The organism is Acidisarcina polymorpha (assembly GCF_003330725.1).
Classification (GTDB): Bacteria; Acidobacteriota; Terriglobia; order Terriglobales; family Acidobacteriaceae; genus Acidisarcina; species Acidisarcina polymorpha.
The window spans coordinates 4,697,735-4,718,634 of record NZ_CP030840.1 but is presented as its reverse complement, the minus strand read 5'-3'; the positions used below and the strand labels follow the sequence as shown (position 1 = coordinate 4,718,634).

The 20,900-nt window shown below is 57.9% G+C and carries 18 protein-coding genes, 1 other RNA gene and 1 pseudogene; 11 read left to right on the top strand and 9 right to left on the bottom strand.

Annotated features, from left to right (window positions below; translation table 11 throughout):
- Window positions 1-65: 65 nt before the first annotated feature.
- The 7 genes from gcvT (at window position 66) to cmk (ending at window position 9,829) form a co-directional block, all read left to right on the top strand.
- Window positions 66-1,208, top strand: coding sequence for a glycine cleavage system aminomethyltransferase GcvT (gene gcvT, locus ACPOL_RS19935; RefSeq protein WP_114208605.1), 1,143 nt, complete (start codon window positions 66-68; stop codon window positions 1,206-1,208).
- 106 nt (window positions 1,209-1,314) lie between these two features.
- Window positions 1,315-1,704 carry a glycine cleavage system protein GcvH gene (gene gcvH / locus ACPOL_RS19930; protein WP_114208604.1) on the top strand — a complete coding sequence of 130 codons (390 nt, stop codon included), beginning with the start codon at window positions 1,315-1,317 and terminating at the stop codon, window positions 1,702-1,704.
- Window positions 1,705-1,893: 189 nt separating this feature from the next.
- Window positions 1,894-3,252, top strand: coding sequence for an aminomethyl-transferring glycine dehydrogenase subunit GcvPA (gcvPA, locus tag ACPOL_RS19925; protein WP_114208603.1), 1,359 nt, complete (start codon window positions 1,894-1,896; stop codon window positions 3,250-3,252).
- Window positions 3,253-3,301: 49 nt separating this feature from the next.
- Window positions 3,302-4,864: an aminomethyl-transferring glycine dehydrogenase subunit GcvPB gene (gene gcvPB / locus ACPOL_RS19920; RefSeq protein ID WP_114208602.1), complete on the top strand. Its 1,563-nt coding sequence runs from the start codon at window positions 3,302-3,304 to the stop codon at window positions 4,862-4,864.
- A gap of 9 nt (window positions 4,865-4,873) precedes the next feature.
- On the top strand, window positions 4,874-6,850 hold the full coding sequence (mutL, locus tag ACPOL_RS19915) for a DNA mismatch repair endonuclease MutL (protein WP_114208601.1): 1,977 nt from the start codon (window positions 4,874-4,876) through the stop codon (window positions 6,848-6,850).
- A 55-nt stretch (window positions 6,851-6,905) separates the two neighbouring features.
- A complete protein-coding gene (locus tag ACPOL_RS19910) occupies window positions 6,906-9,140 on the top strand; it encodes a DNA glycosylase AlkZ-like family protein (protein ID WP_114208600.1) in 2,235 nt (744 codons plus the stop codon).
- Window positions 9,137-9,829 carry a (d)CMP kinase gene (cmk, locus tag ACPOL_RS19905; protein WP_114208599.1) on the top strand — a complete coding sequence of 231 codons (693 nt, stop codon included), beginning with the start codon at window positions 9,137-9,139 and terminating at the stop codon, window positions 9,827-9,829. Before ACPOL_RS19910 ends, cmk begins: the two co-directional genes overlap by 4 nt.
- A 78-nt stretch (window positions 9,830-9,907) precedes the next feature.
- Here cmk and ACPOL_RS19900 read toward each other — a convergent pair whose 3' ends face one another.
- The 6 genes and pseudogenes from ACPOL_RS19900 to ACPOL_RS19880 form a co-directional block, all read right to left on the bottom strand.
- Window positions 9,908-11,533: a DUF4097 family beta strand repeat-containing protein gene (locus tag ACPOL_RS19900; RefSeq protein WP_114208598.1), complete on the bottom strand. Its 1,626-nt coding sequence runs from the start codon at window positions 11,531-11,533 to the stop codon at window positions 9,908-9,910.
- Window positions 11,534-11,845 carry a hypothetical protein gene (locus ACPOL_RS19895; protein ID WP_114208597.1) on the bottom strand — a complete coding sequence of 104 codons (312 nt, stop codon included), beginning with the start codon at window positions 11,843-11,845 and terminating at the stop codon, window positions 11,534-11,536.
- Window positions 11,842-12,591, bottom strand: a complete 750-nt coding sequence (locus tag ACPOL_RS19890; RefSeq protein ID WP_236656908.1) for a LiaI-LiaF-like domain-containing protein — start codon at window positions 12,589-12,591, stop codon at window positions 11,842-11,844. The genes ACPOL_RS19895 and ACPOL_RS19890 overlap by 4 nt, the downstream gene beginning before the upstream one ends.
- A gap of 48 nt (window positions 12,592-12,639) precedes the next feature.
- A pseudogene (locus tag ACPOL_RS36410) lies at window positions 12,640-12,708 on the bottom strand (B-box zinc finger protein); the annotation flags it as partial.
- The gene (locus ACPOL_RS19885; protein WP_114208595.1) at window positions 12,705-13,697 is read right to left on the bottom strand and encodes a zf-HC2 domain-containing protein; all 993 of its coding nucleotides are present in this window, start codon (window positions 13,695-13,697) and stop codon (window positions 12,705-12,707) included. The gene ACPOL_RS19885 and the pseudogene ACPOL_RS36410, both read right to left, overlap by 4 nt.
- Window positions 13,698-14,288: an RNA polymerase sigma factor gene (locus tag ACPOL_RS19880; RefSeq protein ID WP_236656907.1), complete on the bottom strand. Its 591-nt coding sequence runs from the start codon at window positions 14,286-14,288 to the stop codon at window positions 13,698-13,700.
- A 691-nt stretch (window positions 14,289-14,979) separates the two neighbouring features.
- Here ACPOL_RS19880 and ACPOL_RS19875 point away from each other — a divergent pair.
- Together ACPOL_RS19875 and ACPOL_RS19870 are read left to right on the top strand one after the other, a co-directional pair.
- A complete protein-coding gene (locus ACPOL_RS19875; protein ID WP_114208593.1) occupies window positions 14,980-16,080 on the top strand; it encodes an HD domain-containing phosphohydrolase in 1,101 nt (366 codons plus the stop codon).
- 7 nt (window positions 16,081-16,087) lie between these two features.
- The gene (locus tag ACPOL_RS19870; protein WP_114208592.1) at window positions 16,088-16,366 is read left to right on the top strand and encodes a 4a-hydroxytetrahydrobiopterin dehydratase; all 279 of its coding nucleotides are present in this window, start codon (window positions 16,088-16,090) and stop codon (window positions 16,364-16,366) included.
- A 36-nt stretch (window positions 16,367-16,402) separates the two neighbouring features.
- Here the strand turns inward: ACPOL_RS19870 and ACPOL_RS19865 are convergent, their stop codons facing one another.
- Window positions 16,403-16,600: a hypothetical protein gene (locus tag ACPOL_RS19865; protein ID WP_114208591.1), complete on the bottom strand. Its 198-nt coding sequence runs from the start codon at window positions 16,598-16,600 to the stop codon at window positions 16,403-16,405.
- 490 nt (window positions 16,601-17,090) lie between these two features.
- Between ACPOL_RS19865 and ACPOL_RS19860 the strand changes: the two genes are divergently transcribed.
- Window positions 17,091-17,594 (top strand): CYCXC family (seleno)protein, encoded by a 504-nt coding sequence (locus ACPOL_RS19860; RefSeq protein ID WP_114208590.1) that lies wholly within the window; start codon window positions 17,091-17,093, stop codon window positions 17,592-17,594.
- Window positions 17,595-17,692: 98 nt separating this feature from the next.
- Window positions 17,693-18,043, top strand: a transfer-messenger RNA (tmRNA) gene (gene ssrA, locus ACPOL_RS19855).
- Between the two features lie 1,758 nt (window positions 18,044-19,801).
- Here the strand turns inward: ssrA and ACPOL_RS19845 are convergent.
- Window positions 19,802-20,191, bottom strand: a complete 390-nt coding sequence (locus ACPOL_RS19845) for a hypothetical protein (RefSeq protein ID WP_114208588.1) — start codon at window positions 20,189-20,191, stop codon at window positions 19,802-19,804.
- Window positions 20,192-20,205: 14 nt separating this feature from the next.
- Window positions 20,206-20,832 carry an FMN-dependent NADH-azoreductase gene (locus ACPOL_RS19840; RefSeq protein ID WP_114208587.1) on the bottom strand — a complete coding sequence of 209 codons (627 nt, stop codon included), beginning with the start codon at window positions 20,830-20,832 and terminating at the stop codon, window positions 20,206-20,208.
- Between the last annotated feature and the right edge of the window lie 68 nt (window positions 20,833-20,900).

Sequence of the window (20,900 nt, the reverse complement as noted above, 5' to 3'; positions counted from 1 at the left end):
CGGGTTTGACCCCTCAAAAATGGGGGTGCTACCGTTAGTGTAAGAAGCATTTCCAAGGAAACCCATTGTCCAGCGCCGCGACAGCTCCCGTGCTACGTAAGACTGCATTGAACTCCACTCACCGCCATCTCGGCGCGAAGATGGTCGACTTCGGCGGTTGGGATATGCCGGTGGAATACTCCGGCCTGGTCGCCGAACACATGGCGGTACGAACCGGAGTTGGCGTCTTTGACGTCAGCCACATGGGCGACATCCAGCTGCGGGGACCATCCTCGCTTGCGGCTGTCCAGCGGATTTCGATGAATGATGCTTCCAAGCTGGCGGTTGGACAGGCGCACTACTCGGCCCTCCTGTATCCGCAGGGGACCTTTGTGGACGACGTGATCGTTCATAAACTCTCCGAAAATGATTATCTGCTGGTCATCAATGCAGGGACGCGGGAGAAGGACGTCGACTGGGTTCGGTCGCAAATAGGCGCTATGCCGGGTGTCCACGTAAGCGACTACAGCGACTACTACACCCAGCTCGCGATACAAGGACCGCGCGCCGCGGAGACCTTGGCCAAGCTGACGAACGCTGACCTGTCGACCATCAAGAATTACTGGTTCACCTGGGCCACGGTCTGCGGTCTGGCCAACACCATGATCGCCCGCACCGGCTACACCGGCGAAGATGGCTTCGAGATCTACGTGCCCTCCGATGAACCGACCAGCGTGCGGGTATGGAATGAGGTCTTGGAAGCAGGACGCGAGTTCGGGATACTGCCGTGCGGGCTGGGTGCGCGCAATACTTTGCGCCTCGAGGCATCGATGGCGCTCTATGGACATGAAATTTCGGAAGAAATCACAGTGTTCGACGCTGGCCTCGACCGCTACTGCAAATTGGAAAAAGGACCGTTCGTCGGCGCAGAAGCACTGAATAAGATTAAAGCCGAGGGTGGCCCGAAGCGAAGGCTGGTCGGTCTGGAGGTCATCGAACGCGGCATCGCTCGCGATGGTTACGGCGTCTTCGACGATGAAGGCAAGCAGATTGGCTACGTAACCAGTGGCTCGCCTTCTCCGTTTCTGAAAAAGAACATCGCGATGGCTTACGTTCCTCTAGATTTCTCGGCTGTCGACACCGAAGTTGTTGTCCAGTGCCGCAGCAATGCAGTGCGCGCGAAAGTGGTTGGTCTCCCCTTTTACAAGAAACCCAAAAAACAGTCGTAAACCGCCGCAGTTGAAAACCTGATCAGTAAATATGGCGGGACAACAAGCCCTCACGGAAGAGTGCTTGCCTGCCGTAACTCACCGTAAGATGAAAGAGAGACACTCGATGGCGTATCCAGAGTCATTTCGCTACACCAAAGAACACGAATGGATTGAGGTTGACGGCAAGACGGCCAAGATTGGCATTACTGATTACGCCCAGAATTCGTTGGGAGACATTGTGTTCGTCGAGCTGCCCAAGATCGGTTCCACGCTCGAAAAGAACAAGGTCTTTGGCAGCGTCGAATCGGTGAAGTCGGTCTCCGACCTTTTCGCGCCGGCGAGTGGAACGGTAACCGCAGTCAATGAGGAGTTGGCGACAGCGCCGGAGAAAATCAACACCGATGCGCATACCGCCTGGATCCTGACACTCGAACTCTCGGAACCCAGTGAAATCGGCAGCCTGCTGAGCGCCGAGGATTATCAAAAGTACATCGCCGAAGAGGGCGCGCATTAAAGCAGAATAAGTCTTTGTTACCGGATCGAGCACTTACCGGATCGAGTCACGACGCTTCGGCGTGAATTGAGGCATTCCAGATTGATTCACATCGTTGCGCACCGGTCGAGTTGACCAGCTAACCGTGGATTGAGGACGGGCGCCTATCGTTTCCCGCCTGAATTCCGAGCAGTTTCGAGAAGGAAGACCATGCGCTATTTGCCGAAGTCCCCTGCCGACCGCGCCACCATGTTGCACGAAATCGGCGTCGCTGCAATCGATGATCTGTTCGCTACTGTGCCCGCCGAATACCGGCTTGGACATGACCTCAATATCCCGCGCCAGTTAGGTGAGTCGGAGATCATTGATTACTTCAAGCATGCCGCCGCGCTGAATGCGACCGGCTATAGCAGCTTTCTGGGTGCCGGCGCCTATCGTCACTATCGTCCGGTGATTATTGATTCCCTGGTACAGCGCGGCGAGTTCCTGACCTCATACACCCCCTATCAGGCAGAGATTACTCAGGGAACGCTGCAAGCGATCTTCGAATTCCAGACCATGATCTGCGAGCTGACTGGTATGGACATCGCCAACGCGTCGATGTACGACGGATCCACCGGCGCGGCGGAAGCCGTCATGATGGCGGTGCGCATCACCGGACGCGATGGGGTCATCGTCGCCCGCAGTGTGCATCCCGAATATCGTGAGGTCATGCAGACCTATGCGCAGCATCAGGGCCACAGCGCGGGCGAAATCGGCTTCGGAGAAGACGGTCGAGTCGATCTTGCTGCTCTCGATGCGGCCGTCACCGAGCAGACCGCTTGTGTGCTGGTGCAGTCGCCTAACTTCTTCGGCATTGTCGAAGACATTCCCGCAATCGCTGAAATCGCCCATAAAAAAGGCGCATTACTGGTGGTCTCGATCGCCGAAGCAGTCTCGCTGGGCATTGTTCGACCGCCCGTTGAGGCCGACATCGTTTCGCTCGAGGCGCAATCATTCGGTGTTGCGCTCAGCTATGGCGGCCCGTACTGCGGCGTTATTGCTGCGAAGGAAAAATATGTTCGCCAGATGCCCGGGCGACTAGTCGGGGAGACCAAGGACAAACAAGGCAGGCGCGGCTTCGTGCTGACCTTGTCCACCCGCGAGCAGCACATCCGGCGCGAGAAGGCGACTTCCAACATCTGTACCAACCAGGCGCTGGTGGCGCTGATGACGACAATCTTCCTGACCGTCTACGGCAAGGAAGGGATTCGCGAGTTAGCGTTGCAGAACCTGGCCAAGGCCAATTACGCCGCCGAGACACTCGGCGGGACCGCAGAGACGAGGCTGCTCTTCAAGCGAACGCCGCGCTTCCATGAATTTGTTCTGGAGACCGAGGAGAGCGTCGAATCAGTCTCGTCGCGACTGCTCGAAAAGAAGATTATCGGCGGACTTCCCCTTGCAAAGTGGTATCCCGAGCTTGGAAATGCTTCGCTCTGGTGTGCCACCGAGTTGACGACGCGTGAACAGATCGACCAGGTGGCGTCGGTGCTGGCGAACTCCCCCGTAGCGGCAACTTCGAGGGCGTAGGTCCAGCCGCCGAACGAGTCGCCCCCTTGTAACGTGACTGAGAGGACTTATGGCAAGTGCATCCGAAGTTCAACAAGAAGAAATTCGAGCGACAAAGAAGCCGTTTGTCGGCAATACCCGCAAGGTTACGGCGCACCTGACCCAGAACGAATCGTTGACCTTCGAGAAGTCCTCGCCGGGTAAGAAGGCCTACAAGCTTCCGCCCCTGGACGTGCCTGAAGTAGATGCGGCCGCCGTGCTTGGCGGCGCTGTTCGTGAGGATGCCGGATACCTGCCGGAACTCAGCGAAATCGAGATAATTCGCCACTTCACCCGGCTTTCGACCTGGAACTACGCGATCGATCTTGGGATGTATCCGCTGGGTAGCTGCACCATGAAATACAACCCGCGGGTGAACGAGCTGGTCTCACGCCTGGAAGGGATTGCCGAGGCGCATCCGTATCAGCCGGAGCATCTGTCACAGGGCGCGTTACAGATCATCCGCACCTTGCAGGACTGCCTCATCGAGATCACCGGTATGGATACCATCACCTTGCAGCCCGCGGCTGGAGCGCATGGTGAATTCACCGGAATTCTGCTGACCCGCGCTTACCACCAGTCGAAGGGGAATGCCCGCAAAACCGTGCTGGTGCCGGACTCGGCGCACGGAACCAACCCGGCCACGGCAGCTGTGGTTGGTTACAAAGTGCAGAACATCAAATCAAATGCATTGGGCATGGTTGATGTAGGCGCTTTGGAAAACCTGGTTACCGAGGACGTCGCCGCCCTGATGTTGACCAATCCCAGCACCATCGGGGTCTTTGAAAGCGAGATCCACAAAATTGCCGACATCCTCCATGCGAAGGGCGCGTTGCTCTACATGGATGGCGCGAATATGAACGCGCTTGTGGGTAAAACGCGACCCGGGGACTTCGGGGTCGATGTGATGCACCTCAACCTGCACAAGACATTTTCGACACCGCACGGTGGTGGCGGTCCGGGGTCGGGCCCAGTCGCCTGCAAGGCAATCCTGGAGCCATTTCTACCCACACCCGTAGTCGTCGAGAAAGCCGACGGGTCACTCAGCTTTAACTACGATCGTCCTCAATCCGTCGGTAGAGTGCGGATGTTCTACGGCAACTTCGGGATGTTCGTTCGAGCACTCGCATACATTCTCGCCAACGGCCCCGATGGCCTGCGCCAAACTACCGAAGATGCAGTGCTGAACGCAAATTACATTCGCAAGAAGCTGGAAGACGTGTATGAACTGCCGTATAAAACGCCAACTCTGCATGAAGTTGTCTTCAGCGACCGGCGTCAAACCCAGCGCGGCGTCAAAACCGGCGATATTGCCAAGCGGCTCATTGATTATGGCTTCCATCCCTACACAACGGCCTTCCCGCTGATCGTTCCCGGCGCACTGATGATTGAGCCGACGGAGAGCGAGTCGAAGGAGGAGCTGGATCTCTTCATCGACGCTATGCGGCAGGTCGCTCAAGAGGCGGAGGAGAATCCGGAAGTCATTCTGAGCGCGCCGCACTCGACGCGGATCTCGCGGCTGGATGAGACTGCGGCCGCACGGAATCCAGTGCTTCGCTGGAAGCCTCCGGTTGGAGCATCCCGCGAAGAGTAAGCTGATTCGATGGGCCGTATCCATATCCTCACTGATCAGGTAGCCAACCAGATTGCGGCTGGCGAGGTGGTGGACCGCCCTGCTTCGGTGGTCAAGGAGCTGCTGGAGAACTCGCTCGATGCGGGCGCCACCCGCATTCGCATCGATGTCGAAGCGGGTGGACGCAAACTCATTCGCATGGCGGACAACGGCCATGGCATGGGGCGTGATGACGCTCTTCTCGCCTTCGAACGCCATGCCACTTCCAAGATCCGCTCGAGCGAGGACCTGCTGTCGATCGCCACTCTGGGCTTTCGCGGCGAGGCCCTACCCTCGATCGCTTCGATCTCTCGACTTGACTTGACGACCCGCATGGCGGAGGAGTCCACCGGCACCGCGATTGAGATAGCCGGCGGCAAGATCCTGCGGGTTGACGATGCCGGCGGTCCGCCGGGGACGACGATCGCTGTGCAGGATTTGTTCTTCAATACTCCGGCTCGAAGGAAATTTCTCAAGGCAGAGTCAACCGAGCTCTCTCATGTAACGGCGTTAGTGACGCATTATGCGCTCGCCCATCCAGAGAAGCATTTCGAATTGCATTCGGCTACCCACGCGCTGCTGATTGCGCCTCCAGTGAAGAAGCCTGCCGAGCGCATCTTTCAGATCTTTGGCGGCGATACTTTGCAGCAGTTGATTCCGGTGGCGGCCGAGTTGAGGATGGAGCGCACCGGGCTGCCGGAGCCCCCGCCGTGGAAGCGGGATCAGAGCTACACGCCTCCATCGCCCGGACACCTGCGCATCAGCGGCTTCGTTTCCAAGCCGGAGCTGCAAAAGCTGAATCGGAATTCAATTTATTTCTTTGTCAATCGGCGGTTGGTCCGGGACCGGCTGATCGTTCATGGAGTGATTGAAGCATACCGCAATATCATTCCGCCAACCTCTTTTCCGGTGATCCTCATGTTTCTGGAGATGCCACCGGAGGAGGTCGATGTGAACGTCCATCCGGCAAAGACGGAGGTACGCTTCCGGCAACCGAGTTTCGTGCATGATTTCGTGCGCGATACGATCCGAAACGTGCTGGTGAGTGCGCGGCCGGCAGCGGCATTCCTGCAGGCAATCACCGCGAGCGCTCATGCTACCGCTTCGCTGTTGCCGGTGGCCTCGCCGTCGCCGGACCTGGCGGCTGAAGAAGCGCTCAACCACAAACTGCAGTCGGACCCGCCCGCGCAGGCGGAGGACGCCGTACCGTTCAGCCTTGCACCATTGGATCCACGGCAGATCCCGCAGCAACTGCCCTTCAACGGAGATTCCCTGCTTGCCCTCGGCGCGGCGATTGCGCTGCCTGCGACCCACAACTGCGGAGAGCAATTTCTGGTCGAAGAGCCAGAAGACTTGTCAGCAAGTGAGACTGTGCCGAGCCTCAATTCTCTGGCAAGCTTGAAACCCCTTGGGCAGCTGCGCGAGTCCTTCATCCTTGCGGTCAACGATGAGGGGCTTTGGATCATCGATCAGCACGTGGCCCACGAACGGGTATTGTTCGAGAAGGTCCTGCGAGAGCGAGAGGTCGAACGTGTGCAGCGGCAGCAATTGCTGATGCCGATGCTGATCGACTTGCTTCCAGAGCAGATGATTATCTTCGCTCGCATTGCGCTGGAGTTGGAGCGGAATGGCTTCGAAGCCGAGCCGTTTGGACCGCGGACGATTGCCATCAAAGCGGCCCCGGTGGGTCTCGAGGGAAGGCAGCTCGAGCGCATGTTGACCGAAGTGCTGGAACAGACCGAGAAGGAGACACAGTCAGAGAACCTGGAAGCGGCGCGTACCCGAATTGCCGCTTCGATTGCCTGTCATGCGGCAATCAAGATCAACACTCGCCTCGATCCAAAACGCATGGAGTGGCTGCTGACGGAACTAGCGAAAACTGCGCACCCGACCAGCTGTCCGCACGGCCGACCCATCGCATTGAGGTATTCTTGGAAGGACATCCAGCGGGCTTTTCAGCGGATTTAGGCGCGAATCAAGAGGTTTGCTGTCGAGATCCCGTCCGCTCACGAAAAAGGTTTCTTTGACATCCGAACAGCTTTTAGCAACTCGCGCGACTCTCTGGCGGCAAAAGGGCGATCCCCTGTTGACCCTTGACGACGCGCAATCCTGGCTCTTGCAATCAGGCCTTTGCTTATTTCTTCCACGAAAGGCCCAGATCTCCGCTCCTGCTCCGTCTTTCGTGGAAGCATGTCTTGGGGAAACCAACCCAACTCCGCCTCGAAAAGCAATCGAGACCGCCAAAGAGCTGCTCATCCGGCTAATTGAAGCCAATGCTGCCCTGCCGCTTAATCTGCTGGGTACGTCGGTGGATCATCCGGATTTTTTGGTAAGCATCGAGGCGTTGCCATTCGTTTACGCGCTGCGTGGAGATCGCGACTGGAAGCATGCTCCTGGAACCGCGGGCGCCAACCGCGTTTCGCCGTTAATTGCGGAGGTTTGGAAGTTGTTGGAACGCCGCGGCGTTCTGACCGCCACGGAGATTCAGGAAGAGCTCGGCCGCGAACTGACCGAGGCTGCTGTAATCCGCGCCTTGCATGAACTCTGGTCTTCGCTGCGGGTGGTGCCCCTTTATCAGCCGGGAGGTCAAGAGACGCTTTGGGAACCATTGCAGTCACGGTACCAAAAAGCAATCAACTCTGGCGCGGGAATGTCCCAGGTGACCGCCCTTTCCGTTCTCGTTTCCGTGTACTTGCAGTCGGTGGTGGCGTCGAGCAGCGACGATGCAGAGTCTTTTCTCTCGCCGTTAGCGTCGCGCTCGAAGGTGCGCGAGGTAGTTCGCGGACTTACCGCGACTCGCCAGCTCGCACTGATTCAAATGGAAACGCACTCCCTTCTCCATGTCGAAGGATCGCTGCCGGAGTTCGCCGAAGCGGAGAAGCCACCGATGGTGGAAGGTGCGGCACAGGTCGTCCGGCGTCAGCACCCTACTTCTCCTGAAGGCCTCCAGGCATCCTTGTCACGGAGGACGGGAGGCTCAACAACAAGACCCCCCTACAAGCGCCCTTCTCCGCCTTCCCATGACAGGCCATCGGTAGCCCGAGAGCCCGGCGCCGTCAGCGAAAGAGTGCGTCCAGCGGCGAGTGGTCACTCCGCCCCTCGCAAACGCGAGAACTCGAGCAGCTCTCGGCCAGGAACAGGTGGATCCCGGCCCGCCTTCCGTCCGAAGACTTCTTCTTCCTTTAGCAAGGCATCTTCCGTCGAACGTACAGAGCCGGGTTCCGGTTTGCGTCCGGACGGAACTCCGAAGAAGGCGCGTTGGCGAGACTTGCCCGGCGGCAGGCCTGATCAGAAAGGCAAGCCGGCGCGATTTGGTCCCAGAAAGGCGGAAGCATCGACCAGCGAAGGGCGGGAGCCTCGACCGCCACGTCAGGAGACGGCGAGCTTCCGACGGCCAGCAGATGCAAGATCCTCAGCGGCAAGACCCCCTTACCGTTCCGCCGGAACGCGGCCTCCGTTCAAGAGCAGCGGCCCTCCGCGCGCATCTGGAACGGGACGTCCAGCAGGCGGCTTCCGCCCTTCCTCCGGACCGCGTTCGGACCGCCCAAGCTACGGCGGGACCAAAAGTCGCGAAGTCGGGAGTCGCGAAGGTGGCAACCAGCCGCCGTCGCGTTCGACCGATACCCGGTTCGGGGGCCGTCCGCCGGCGCGATCGGCGGGCGGGTCTTCCGGCACGAGACCGGAGGGAACACGTCCTTACCCGCGACCGCCGAGAGCGGATGGTTCGCCGGTAGGCGGAGCTCCCCGGGATCGCGCAGCGAGCGGCGACCGGAAATTTATTCCTCGGCCTCCGCGAGGCGGTGAATTCCGCGCCTCTCGGCCAAGCACGGGAGAGTCGAGGCCATTCAAGCCGCGACCCAGCGGTCCTGGCGGCCGGCCGCCGTATGGGAGACCAGCGTCCGACAGACCTAGCACCGACAGACCTAGGCCAGGCGGCCCCTCTGCTTACCGCGGATCCGGGCCTTCGGGTCGATCGGCGACCGGAAGGCCAGCCTCGGGAAGATCCTTCGCCGGCAAGCCGGGCGGGAGCAAATTTGGCGGACCATCGAGTAGCGGTGGCAGGCCTTCTGGATCTGGGTTCAAGCCAGACTACAAACCAAGAGGCTCGAAGCCTGGTGGAAGCTCTGGGACCAGAACCGGCGCACGGCCCGGATTTGGCCAAGGTCCAAGGCCTGGGTCAAGCGCCGGACGGCCTTTCTCAAAGCCACGAGCCGGGGGACCGTCGAAGTTCAAGAAACGGCCTGAGCCTTCCGCATGAATCAGCAGCAGCGCAGTATTATTGCGATCGACGGACCAGCAGGAGCAGGCAAGAGCACGCTGGCAGCACGCATCGCCAGCCGATTCAATCTCCTGAATCTGGAGACTGGCGCAATGTATCGGGCATTCGCTCTCAAAGCGATCGAGAATGGCGTCTCGCCTGAAGATGCCGCCGGGCTGGAAGCGCTTGCCGCAAGTTCTTCAATTCGGCTCGAAGCCTCTCCCGACGGCAATCGCGTCTACCTGGACGGAGTTGAGGTGACTTCCCGGCTTCGCGACAACTCCGTGACCGACGCCGCGTCCAAGGTGAGCGTCCATCCGGCAATTCGCAAATGGATGGTGCGGTTGCAGCGCGAGCTCGGAGAAAATGGCAGGATTGTCATGGAGGGACGGGATATCGGCACTGCCGTCTTTCCAGACGCCGATGTCAAGATTTTCCTGGATGCCGATCCGGTGGTCAGGAGTCAGAGGCGCTACGAGCAGATCGAGGCAGCGCCGGCTGCACCCATAGCCGCCGCCGAGTCCGTTCTGCGGGAGATGCGCGAACGCGATCAGCGAGACCGGACGAGAGCACTGTCGCCTCTTCAGCCCGCTGCCGACGCGGTCGTAATAGACTCGACGAGTCTCACCCTGGATCAAGTCATCGCGCGTGTCGAGGAGATCATTCGCGAGCGGCTTGGTCTGGCTTAGGGCAATTACCGGATGTAACTCAATCAACCCGACACGACAGTGAACTGTTCGGCCGCGCCTTCAAGTACGCGGATTCCGCTAGAGTATTTTGGAGTCCGGGTTCTCACCATCCGAGGCGTGGAGATGTCTCACTGGCCCCGAGGGCGGTGCCGGAACTTTGGGCAATGCGGGCGTCTTTGGCATGGCGGGCATTACAGGCATCCGAGGCATCGGTGGAAGTGGCGGAGGATTGAAATCGCCTTTCTTTATCGAAATGTCTCCGTGGCGCACATTCAGCTCGATCCTGGGCCCACCCTTCCCTACATCTCCCGTCGCGGTCCGATGTTGATCGCTTCCGTTGACGTTCAAGTTGAAGTCGCTGTTCAGATCGCCGCCGTTCGTCGTCGCATTCATAGAAAAGCTCGCATTTGGCGGTAACGTAAGATTGACGGGATCGCTGGCATTCGTGATTTGGATATTGCCAAGCGGCTCGACTGCGGTCACCGAGACCTCCCCATTGGCATTCTCGATATGGATGTCTCCGGAAATCTGCGAGCATTCAATGTTTTTAGAATGAGTCACGATCCGCAACGGCCCGACTGACTGGCCAATATGTAAGTCATCCGAGTCCATGGTCAGATCCCCAGCGAGCCGGGCGACCTCCATGTCTGTCCGGCTGGAGTGAAAGTGCAGAGGCGAGGCGATTTGTTCGAGGTGGGTGTCGCCGAAGAACTCCCCATCCATCGAGAGATTTCCGGTGACTTCGGAAATCGTCACGTCGCCGAAGTGGCCATCGAGCGAGACCGGGCCGCCAATTTCATGGGCGGAGAAGTCGCCTTTATTCATGTGCACGTGGGCGCTCCCTCCGATACTCGATAACTTCACGTCACCCCGATTGGCGATGACATTCGAGTTCCCGCGGAGACCATCGATACTGACGTCGCCGCGACCGGCGGTGATGTCGGCGCTCGCTCCTTGCGGCATTTCAATGGTCAGATCTGCATGCCCGTTGTTGCGGCTTTCGATCTTAACCAGGACATTGTTCCCATTTACGGTCACATGCGGATTCAGCGCAGGAAACGTGCGCTCTGCGTCCGAGTCGGAGTTTGTGTTGACGACCTGGTGGGCGTGAACATGCAGCTGATTGTCTCCGGAACCAGTGACCGTCACGTCGCCGCGAGGATTTTGTACTTCGACCGAAGCGTTCGACGGAATCGACACACTGCTGTCGGCGTCGTGATCATGGTCGTTCCCCATGAAGTTAGGCCACCCTTTGTCGCCCTCGACACCAAAACCTTCAGCGAGCCGGTGGACATGATCCTGCGAATACGCGATGCCGACCAGAATCGAGATAAGCAGCACAATGCCAAAGGTGCCGCTCTTCCGCCGGTAAGGTTGATCGCGGTCGAGAAACCACTCCAGCAGCGAGACCATACCCACGCCGACCAGCAGAACCGGCCACCAGCGCAGAAACCAATCCCAGAAGTACGGCGCGTTCAGTCTTCCCGAAGTGATGAGCAGGGCCACGATGCCGATGGCCAGCAGCACGACCGGTCCGACGATCGACGGCCGGTGCATCGACTGCCAATAGTACCGTTGATCGCGCCGTTGCGCGCGCCAGAGGTCTTTCTGGGAGCGATAAGCCTCTTTTTGTGCACGCCAATAGGCTTTCTGTTGACGCGGATCTTGCGACGAAGGCGGATAGGGGGGAGGCGAAGCGGCCATTCAGGGCCTCCCCGCGGTGGGATCCGGTCCTGGTCCCGCGGGTGAAACCGGGGAACCGATCGGATTGCCGGTGTCGATATGGGTAGAGCCCGCCATCGAGCGTGGCTGTCCAGTGGTTGGGTCATAGGCCTCGAGGTCCGCCTGAGCAAGAGCAGCGCGTTCTGCCAAGGCGAGGACCCCTCCGAGGATTAGAAACAGCGGCCAGCTTCGACTAAACCCGAAGTCCGTCCACTCGTGCAGCATAGCCATAATCCCCAGGAGAAGCAGGAAGGCCGGTCCGCGAAGTCTGCGAATGAGCAGCCACTGAGTCATCGTCCACCTCCGGAAGTCGTTTCCCGCGCCCGTTTGAGAAAGAGCCAGACGCCGATGGCGATGATGATCAAGGGCCACCCACGACCGATCCAATCGAAGCGGAAGATGCCCAAGGTTCCGAAGAGGAACAGGAAGCCCAGGACGATAAGTGCGATCGCGCCCGCTGGCTCATTGCGTCGAGCCATCTCAGGAAAGGGCGGCGGTGGAACCTCGGGGTAGGGGGCAGAAGGTGTGAATGGCACGTTTGGCGGCGGCGGCACGTAAGCTGCTCCGGCTGCCGGATTCGGAGGATAGGCCTCGCCCACAAACGGGGTGGCAACCGGTGGCGTGTAGGGCGGGGGTGGATACCCGGGATGAAAACCAGGTTGCACCGGGGGGCGAGCGGCACCGGCCGGGTATTGGCTTCCCAGCCGGCTCGCGAGTTCATTGATGCCGAAGGGATCAGGCAACGGTAATCCTTCGCGGCGCGCCTTCGCCGTTTGATTTGCGTCGAAGATCTGGTACAACACCCAGGCGGCGATAAAGAAGCCAAAAAAGTCGTGTTCGTTGGTGATCGCGATGAGCAGCACGAAGATCAGGACATGAATCATGGCCTTGACGAATTGGCCGTTGTACATCGCGCCCACCCCGGGAATGACACCGAGGATTGTGGCTAACGCAGGATTCGGTCCAGGTTGCGAAAAGGCCCCTCCAGCGGGAAATGGAACACCCGGCTGGGCGCCCGGTATTCCAACTTTGGCGGCCAAACATTGCTCGCAATAGATGAAGCCGCCCACAGGTCGAGTGCACTCCGCACAGAGTGCCTTGCCACAATTCTGACAATACGACGATACCGGCGTTTCGGGATGATTGATGCAGTTCATGCGATGCCTTCCTTTGCCTGATCTGCAGCTTTAAAGTCGATCTGGTCCAACGTATTCCCCATATCCTCTCGAAAATCTGGCTTAAATCCAGGTCGACTCTTCTCGGTTTGCACAGCCGGGAGCCGCAACGCTGCTTCGACTTTTTCACCCCAGAGGATCGCCTGCGGTTCCTGGGCGCCAGGCGCCTCGGACTTGCCGCCATTTTTATGATTACCATCCTGCGAAGAACCATTCGAGGCAGGCGGCGTTGGATTGCTGGCAGGGCTGCTGTTGTCGAGATCGGCATCTCTCCGCAGTTCCCGATATTGAGCTTCCATCTCATAAACGAAGCGGAGACTGTCGTAGTACCGAACGACGCGGGCACTGGCCATGTGATATTGCTTGTCGAGATTGACGCTCAGCACAGCGGGTCTCAAATCCGAAACGCGGATAGCCGTCAACCGCACCCCGGCCATGTTCAGCGTCAGGGTTATGGAGAAAAATGCCATTGCAGCCGTCATGAGCAGGCGGGGCTGTGCGACACGTCGGCCGGCAGTTGCCATCGTTCCCCGCTTCCAAAAAGGCAGCGCGGGAGCGCTGGGGACGGCGAGCACCGATGCCGAAGGTCCCTCGCTGGCAAGATTGCCGCTGTCGATTGTCCTGGCGGCAGCCGTGCCGCTGGTTTTGGCCAGGATTTTCGAAACCAGCAGCGAAGAGACCGGCGGTTCGACGCGAAGAAAGTTCAACCATTCGCGGCCCTGGGGCGCATGCGAAAACATCTCCGAGCAGGGTGCACAACTCTGGTCGCCCCCCGATGCACTTTCGGGAGGGGACTGGAGATGAGCCTGGAAACTTTCGAGATCGCCTGCAGCCAGGGTGCCATCCAGGAAATCCACTAGCATGGCCTCCCACTCTTCGCAGGTGAGTTTTCTGATGGCGGGCGATGCGCCAGTTCTGTTCCTACTTGGTAGGTCCTCATTCGTCGTCTTATGTTGACTGTGTTCTGACATCTAAACCACCTGCCTTTTGTTACGTTCAAGCAACCTTGCAAGTTCCGCCCGGCCGCGGCTGATGCGCGACTTCACCGTGCCTTCGGGGATGCGCAATACCTGTGCAATCTCCTTGTAATCAAGGTCCTGGAGATCACGAAGGATCACAGCCTCCCGGAGCTCTGGTGAAATCTTGGTGAGCGCCTGCTGCACCATGCGCTCGAGTTCCCGCGCCGCCGCCTGCTGGTGCGGGCTCGGCTGCGTGTCTGCCAACCGGTCGGACATCTGGAGTTCACTGGAATCTTCCCAGCCCGCATCGATCGAGTCGGTTGCGCGCTGCTGACGTCCACGGCGAAAGTGGTCCACCAGCAGGTTGCGAGTGAGCGTTGTGAGCCAGGTCTGAAAGCTACCTCGGCTCAGGTCAAAACTGTTTAGATTCCCATAGACCTTGAGGAAAACTTCCTGGGTCAAATCTTCAGAGTCATGCGACGAACCGGTGAAACGGTAGCAGAGACTGTAGACGCGCCGATGCTGACCTCGGACCAATTCGGCCCAAGCGAGCGAATCTCCATCGAGGCACCGCCGGACAATTACGGCCCAGTCAACTTCCAAGCGTCTCTCCTCAAGTCCCCTAGCAGGAGCTTGCCGGACCCGGTCACTACCCGGAACCGGAATTCCTCGCTCCCAGCTTGCCATCGGCGCCACAGCCGCACGGGTCGCGCTTTGACCCGATTTACCCGGTCTGTCGGGCTCCTGCTCCGTGGGGTTCCCAGACGAGTTTGAACTCGTTTGCGTCGCCCTACGGCCGTCGGCTGATCCCGGCAGGATCGTAATCGACGTCTTCGCCGGTCCGCGACTGGTTCTTCCCTCGCCTCCAATGTTGCTCCACGGTAGGACCCCTACGCAGCTCATGATCAGGGAATACGCGATCTGGGTAGCGTTGGTTCCGGGGCGTCTCCTAATGCCCGATTTATGTTCTGCTCAGGATACGCAATCCCCGCGAGGCTTGCGTTGGTTCAAACCGAATTTCAATTACCATGTTCCGCTTATGCGCCCTTAACCTTTTGTGCTTCGGCGGACCGGAATGTATAAGTAAGCTAAGAACTATATCCAATTCCTGGCACACAGATTTCAGAACAAGATGCCAATTACTTAAGTGCCACAATTTCGAAATGTAGCGGCTTGCCTCCTTCGCTAAGGCATCCGGCCTAGATCATCCAAGACTTAAACTTTTCCATACGCTGTGTGGGTTCGAGTCTTCTTGGCTTCGTTTGCGAACGTTCGAACAGGAAGGGCGTAGCTAGTGCCTGCCAAGCGAATCGTGATTATTGATGATGAAGCCAGCTCCGGCCACAAGACCGGCAGCCTGCTTGAAGACGCCGGGTACATCCCCGTCTTCGTGCGGGCGAGCTCCGAAGCCTTGCAGAATCTGAACGGCAAAGTCGTCTTCGATGCTCTGATCCTGGACATCAAAGGCAATGGCGCTCTTGGATTGGAGCTTTTACGGCGAATCCTGCAGCTCTACCCGGATTCAGCCGTTGTCGTCATTTCAGCCCTCGAGGACATCCGGGTGGCGATTACGGCCATCAAGGCGGGGGCCTACGATTATCTGCTGAAGCCTCTAAGGACGGAGGAATTGCTGAACACAGTCCAGGCTGCGGTGGAACACCGTGAACATGGCCGACAACTGACGCAAGAGCGGCAGAACCTGGAAAATCTGGTTGCAGCGCGCACGGAGTTGTTGCGCCGCGCCATAACCGACCTTGAGCGTTCCTATGACATCACACTGGAAGCCCTGGGCAATGCACTTGATCTTAAGGATGCCGAGACCGAGGGGCACTCAAAGCGAGTCACCGCTTACGCGATCGTGCTGGCCCGGGCGATGCGCATCGATCCCGCCGAGGTCAAGATCATAGCGCGTGGCGCTTACCTGCACGACATCGGCAAAATGGCCATTCCGGACGCGATCCTGTCGAAGCCGGGAAAACTGGATCCCGCAGAACAAGCGATCATGCGTGAGCATTGTTTGCGGGGATACACGATTCTGAAAAAGATACCTTTCCTCGAAAAGGCATCGGAAATTGTTTTTAGCCATCAAGAACACTTCGACGGTAGTGGTTACTCGCGGGGACTGAAAGGCGAAGAAATTCCACTGGGCGCGAGGATCTTTGCCGTAGCCGATGCGCTGGACGCCATCACCTCCGATCGGCCTTACCGCAAAGCGCAGCCATTCGCGAACGCCCGGCGGGAGATCGAACGCTGCAGTGGAACACAGTTCGATCCAGCGATTGTCAGGGTCTTCCAGTCCCTGCCGGACCAGCTCTGGGAAGATTTGCGCACCGAGGTCAATCATCCTAAAATGTCGATTGCTGTCGACGTGCCGGAGACACTTCGCAATCGATAGAGAGCCTATGACTCAGTTGACTGATGCTGAAGTGGCTGAAGAACTCACTAGGTTGCCGGAGTGGCGCCTGGTGGGGGCCGAAATCGTGCGCGACTTGACCTTCGCCGACTTTAACGCGGCCATGGCTTTTGTCAATCGAGTCGCTGAAAAGGCGGAGAGCGCCGGCCACCATCCCGACATCGATATTCGTTGGAACAGGGTCAAGCTGGCTCTGGTTTCCCACGATGCGGGGGGCCTCACAGACCGTGACTTTGAACTCGCCCTGGATATCGACTCGCTAGCCTAGCTTCCGCTTCCGCTGCGCTTGGGCAAATGCTCAAGATCAGTAGATTCCCTCATCGTCCCGGCTGCCCAGTGGTTCTGTGGCATTCTGAGCGGCATCAAGCAGCGACTTCAGGGCGCTCCGGTTCCACAAAACCAGCGCCAGCGAGCCAAACACGACGCTCGCCGCCACCCATAAAGCCGTCTGCCCTATCCCGTGGGGAGCGCTCTTCCTCGAACTCTCAGAGTCTTGTTCCATGGATCGCCACTCCTTTCTTGTAACAGATGCAGATTGAGCGCTACAACATCGGGAGGAAGTGGCCCCAATCAAGATCGGGCCGCCCGAATTCTATGCGGAAATGTAGATCCAGGAAGATTTATCTTGGAAGCTGGATTGCCTTTTTCTACGATTCCCTGCCTTGATTTATAGAGTACCCGTCTAAACGTTTGATTTTAAACAGGGAATCTTGGGAGATCGGTAGACAAATAGGTGCTTTCGAATTCTTCGAAAGAAAATATTCTGAATATAGAAACTTTTTCATGGATTTCTACATCTATGTGTATGTAAGATGACTTCAGATGAGTGATGGAGCGGCGCTCTCCTTATCTTGAAAAGTTTATAAGTTGCGTCACTGGCCTCCCGGCACGATTCAAAAGACCGATCGTGCCGCCTTTTTTTGTTTGAAGGTAAAAAGACGCCGGGCCCTCCCTCGCTTCCCTTCCCGTTACAATGCAGTCAGGAGCTATCAATGAGACGGTTGTTGGTTAAGAGCGCCTGGGCGGTTTTGGTAGGAACGTTGACGGTTGCTGGGTACGCGCAGTGGTCTAATCCCGCGGATGACATCCCGGCCTACAACTCCCAGCCGCCGGCGAAAGGTTCCAAGCTTCCCCCTATTCTCTCGGGTAGTCAGCTTACGGGGGATTCCTTCAGGTATCCCTGGCAGGTCAAGGTCTACCAGGAGGCCGCAACCATTCAACCGGTTCTCCACCAGCTTCCCTGCTATTGCCGCTGCGATCAGGCAATGGGACACAACAGCCTGCATAGTTGTTTCGAAGGGACCCACGGCGCCGTTTGCTCCACCTGCGCCAAAGAAGAGCATTACGCCTATCTGATGACTCAGAAAAAGATGACGGCCAAGCAGATTCGTGAAGGGATCGAACGCAAGGAGTATGAGTCTCTTAATCTGCAGACCGTTGCGGCAGCACGGCCAAGCTCGCTTGGAGACAGCCGAAAGAGCGTTCCGGGAGAATAGCTGTCGACGGGTGGTCTGCGTCCTGCGCGCCTGAGTCCATTTGGGCGTAAACTAGATTTGTTGTAAGGATGTTCCGGCTGATCGCAGGACAACCCGATGGGGGCGTCACGGTTTCGACGGAATTGCTTGCGGCAAAGAGGCATGCCGGGGTCTGGGCACCCGTAATCGCCTGGAAAAACATAGTTGCCAACAACCAACTAGCATACGCAGCTTAATTAATTAAGTTGCCGTCCTTCGCGGCTTTGTCTGCGGGCTTCGAAAGGACGTCGCACAGCAGGCTGGTTCTTACCGCTACGTCTGGGTTGTGAGAACGAGATCCACAGGCTAGCGTTACGCGCACCTTGTCCGTTCTGAGCGCGTAACGCGAAGTCACCGGAACGCGACTGAGCATGGAGTCTCTTTGTTGTCAACGATTTCGGACGCGGGTTCGACTCCCGCCGCCTCCACCATTCCTAACTGACCTCGCGTCGATAAGTTAGGCAATCGGACAAAGAAATCAGGGCAAAATTGTACCGTGACTGTACAGTTGCCTCAGATGTTCCTCTTCAGCGATCGAAGCAGTATCTCGCTGAAGTCGGGCTCGAAATGCTTTCCGTCTATACCCGTCATCATCCGGACTGCAAGAATTCGGGCGACAAGGCCTGGCGTCGCTGCAACGGCCCGAAGTGGATTTGGGGATCCGTCAACGGCAAGTTCATTCGTCGGAGCGCCAGAACCCGTCTATGGGAAGAAGCCGAAGAACTGCGCCAGCGCCTCTTACACCGCCGGTGCTCCCTGTACAGCAGGCCGTTGCGCCGACAACGCCTCTCGCTTTCTCATCACCCGCTATTCAAGCACATTCATCCGTCAAAGTTCTGCCTTCTGCACCGAAGAGACTACCTGTCCCAATCAAGAAGGCCGTCGAAGCCTACGTCGAGGATGCGGTCAGCCGCAGCCTAGCCGAGGCCACACTCAACAAGCTCGGGACCATCTTCGACAAGCAGTTTCTCACTTGGACCCAGGCACAGGGATTCGAGTATATCTACGAGATCGATCTCGACGCTCTGCTCAACTTCCGCAGCAAATGGAAGCATGGCGGCCCTTGCCAAGCAAACGAAGCAGAGCCGCGTTATCGGTTTCTTCTTGGCCTGCGTGCGACGTCGCTACCTGATCGAAAATCCCACACTCGGCCTCGGAAGGGTCAAGGTCGTTCAGATCGACTAATTCCCTCCTGATGAGTTCAGAGAATTCTCGAGGCGAAGTGCGTGTAAGGCGATCCGCGCGGAGGCTACATCCCGATTGAGGACACCCGGACTTGCCTCCGCACCCCACGCTTCTCATGCGCTGGAGCGGCCGGTGAATCCGCGACGCAATTCTCCTTGAGCGCCACCGTCTTCACGAGCATAGTCTTTTGCTCTACCAGCCGAAGACTGGAACTCCCGTTTACGTACAGGACGCGACTGCCCAAAGTGGTCAACCTGGCAGCAAGCGCCTCAATCAGGTGCCCACGTTCGAGCAGCCGGACACAACGTCTAATGGATCTCCGAAGTGGACACCGCCTCCCTATAGTGCCGGTCGAAATGAACAGCAGGTCCTAACATGGAAGAGGAAGAATTGAACCAACCGTCGCTTGTCTTCACTGCCCATGTCGAAGCACTAGCGGTGTGCGCTCCGACTCGCGAACGTCGTGACCAAACGCCGGCAATCTGGGCCTAGCTCCGGATATCACGTCGCAACCCGGATCGAGTCAATCGCCTCAACCGCCGTACATGCCCCAGTAAGCGCGGCGGTTGAGTACAACTACGAGCGGGACGGAGCAGTTCTAATCCCTGCAGAAGCCGCATCGTAGGTAAGATCACGCAAGCAGACCCGTCGGGCTTCGTGAACATCACATTCTCTTCGATCGAATTCCCGGAAACGTCGGAGTCGCTGGCCAAGCAGCTCTTGGGTGTTCTGTGGAATGGCTTCAATCCATGCCGACGATCCCGTCAAAATAGTCGTGTGAGAAGAGAAAAAATGTGTACTTTGCTTTGTAACAAACGCCGCGTTGAAAATGAGGCTGGTAGATCGCTGGTGCTCATCACTCAAGCAGTGAGTCTAGAAATCGGAGTATTGCGGCGGTAGTGTGTGGCTGCTGGCAGGCTTGTTCCTAAGCCGGAAACGGCCCTAAGGCAGGCGTAAGTACTTCGCAGCAGAATGATACCGTACCCCTTCCTGGTGCGACCGTGCTAGGCGTGTATCGTGGGCTTCGCGCTGAAGATGCCGTTGAAGCTTTCGCGGTACTGAAGGAAGACCAGCACCCAAAGGACACAGGACACCAACCCCGGCGCGATTCCCGGCGAGAGCGTCAGGTGAAATGCAAGGATGTTGTAGAGCACTGCCGCAAGCAGTGTCAGCGCAAGTGGAACGAAAAACCCGCAGAGCAGGAGCAGCCCGCCAAGAACCTGCACAGCGAAAAAGAAGGCGGCGAAGTGCGAGGTGCTGACAGCAACAAGGAACTGGAGTGCCAGTGGGTTGGCCGGTGGCGGCTGGTGGATAAAATGGAGAAATCCGTTCAGGCCGAAGACGACGAAGATCAGGCCAAGCAGATAGCGAGCGATGATTGAAACAACCTTCATGTCTATCCTCCTCACTAGATCGTCACAGCGTGCGTGTGCACAGCTTCAAGATGTGGCGCAAGAAACGCGACACGGTCCTGCCCATGATTCAGGGCCATCGTTCCGCCCGCGGTCAGGAACGTCACATCTGTCAGGCCAAGGAAGCCGAATAGCGATCGCAGGTACGGTTCTACAAAGTTGAACGAGGCCATCTGTGTCTGGGCGTCGTAGATGCCGCCGGTCGCAATGATGAACGTCGCCTTCTTGTCAATGATGAGACCTTTCGGTGTTCCGTCCGCATAGGAGAATGTTTTGCCAACACGAGAAATCTGATCAATCCAAAGCTTCAGCACCGAGGGCACACCGAAGTTGTGCATCGGAACTCCGATGACGTATTCGTCAGCATTTTTTAGTTCAGCTATCAGGGCATCCGATGGCGCAAGGAGTTTCTTCTGCTCTGGAGTTTGCGCCTCTTCAGGCGTATACACGGCGCCCACCCATTCCTCGGTGATCGGCGAGATCGCGGTTGCATTGAGGTCACGATCGATGACAGCTCCATCCGGGTGCGATGCTTTCCATTGGGTGACGAATGCAGCGGTGAGTTCACGAGAGACTGATCGGCCGTAGAGTGGGCTTGAATCGATGTGAAGAAGGGTGGGCATAGTAAAATCTCCTGTACGACAGTTGATGTCTAATCGACACGTGTTGATTCATAATACATCGACAACTG

Bases quoted from the DNA above. Each gene is read 5' to 3' on its own strand.
- ACPOL_RS19870 (WP_114208592.1), top strand. From the start codon at position 16,088: ATGACTCAGTTGACTGATGCTGAAGTGGCTGAAGAACTCACTAGGTTG.
- cmk (WP_114208599.1), top strand. From the start codon at position 9,137: ATGAATCAGCAGCAGCGCAGTATTATTGCGATCGACGGACCAGCAGGA.
- gcvPA (WP_114208603.1), top strand. From the start codon at position 1,894: ATGCGCTATTTGCCGAAGTCCCCTGCCGACCGCGCCACCATGTTGCAC.
- ACPOL_RS19860 (WP_114208590.1), top strand. From the start codon at position 17,091: ATGAGACGGTTGTTGGTTAAGAGCGCCTGGGCGGTTTTGGTAGGAACG.
- ACPOL_RS19845 (WP_114208588.1), bottom strand. From the start codon at position 20,191: ATGAAGGTTGTTTCAATCATCGCTCGCTATCTGCTTGGCCTGATCTTC.
- ACPOL_RS19865 (WP_114208591.1), bottom strand. From the start codon at position 16,600: ATGGAACAAGACTCTGAGAGTTCGAGGAAGAGCGCTCCCCACGGGATA.
- ACPOL_RS19895 (WP_114208597.1), bottom strand. From the start codon at position 11,845: ATGACTCAGTGGCTGCTCATTCGCAGACTTCGCGGACCGGCCTTCCTG.
- ACPOL_RS19840 (WP_114208587.1), bottom strand. From the start codon at position 20,832: ATGCCCACCCTTCTTCACATCGATTCAAGCCCACTCTACGGCCGATCA.
- gcvPB (WP_114208602.1), top strand. From the start codon at position 3,302: ATGGCAAGTGCATCCGAAGTTCAACAAGAAGAAATTCGAGCGACAAAG.
- ACPOL_RS19900 (WP_114208598.1), bottom strand. From the start codon at position 11,533: ATGGCCGCTTCGCCTCCCCCCTATCCGCCTTCGTCGCAAGATCCGCGT.
- mutL (WP_114208601.1), top strand. From the start codon at position 4,874: ATGGGCCGTATCCATATCCTCACTGATCAGGTAGCCAACCAGATTGCG.
- gcvH (WP_114208604.1), top strand. From the start codon at position 1,315: ATGGCGTATCCAGAGTCATTTCGCTACACCAAAGAACACGAATGGATT.
- ACPOL_RS19885 (WP_114208595.1), bottom strand. From the start codon at position 13,697: ATGTCAGAACACAGTCAACATAAGACGACGAATGAGGACCTACCAAGT.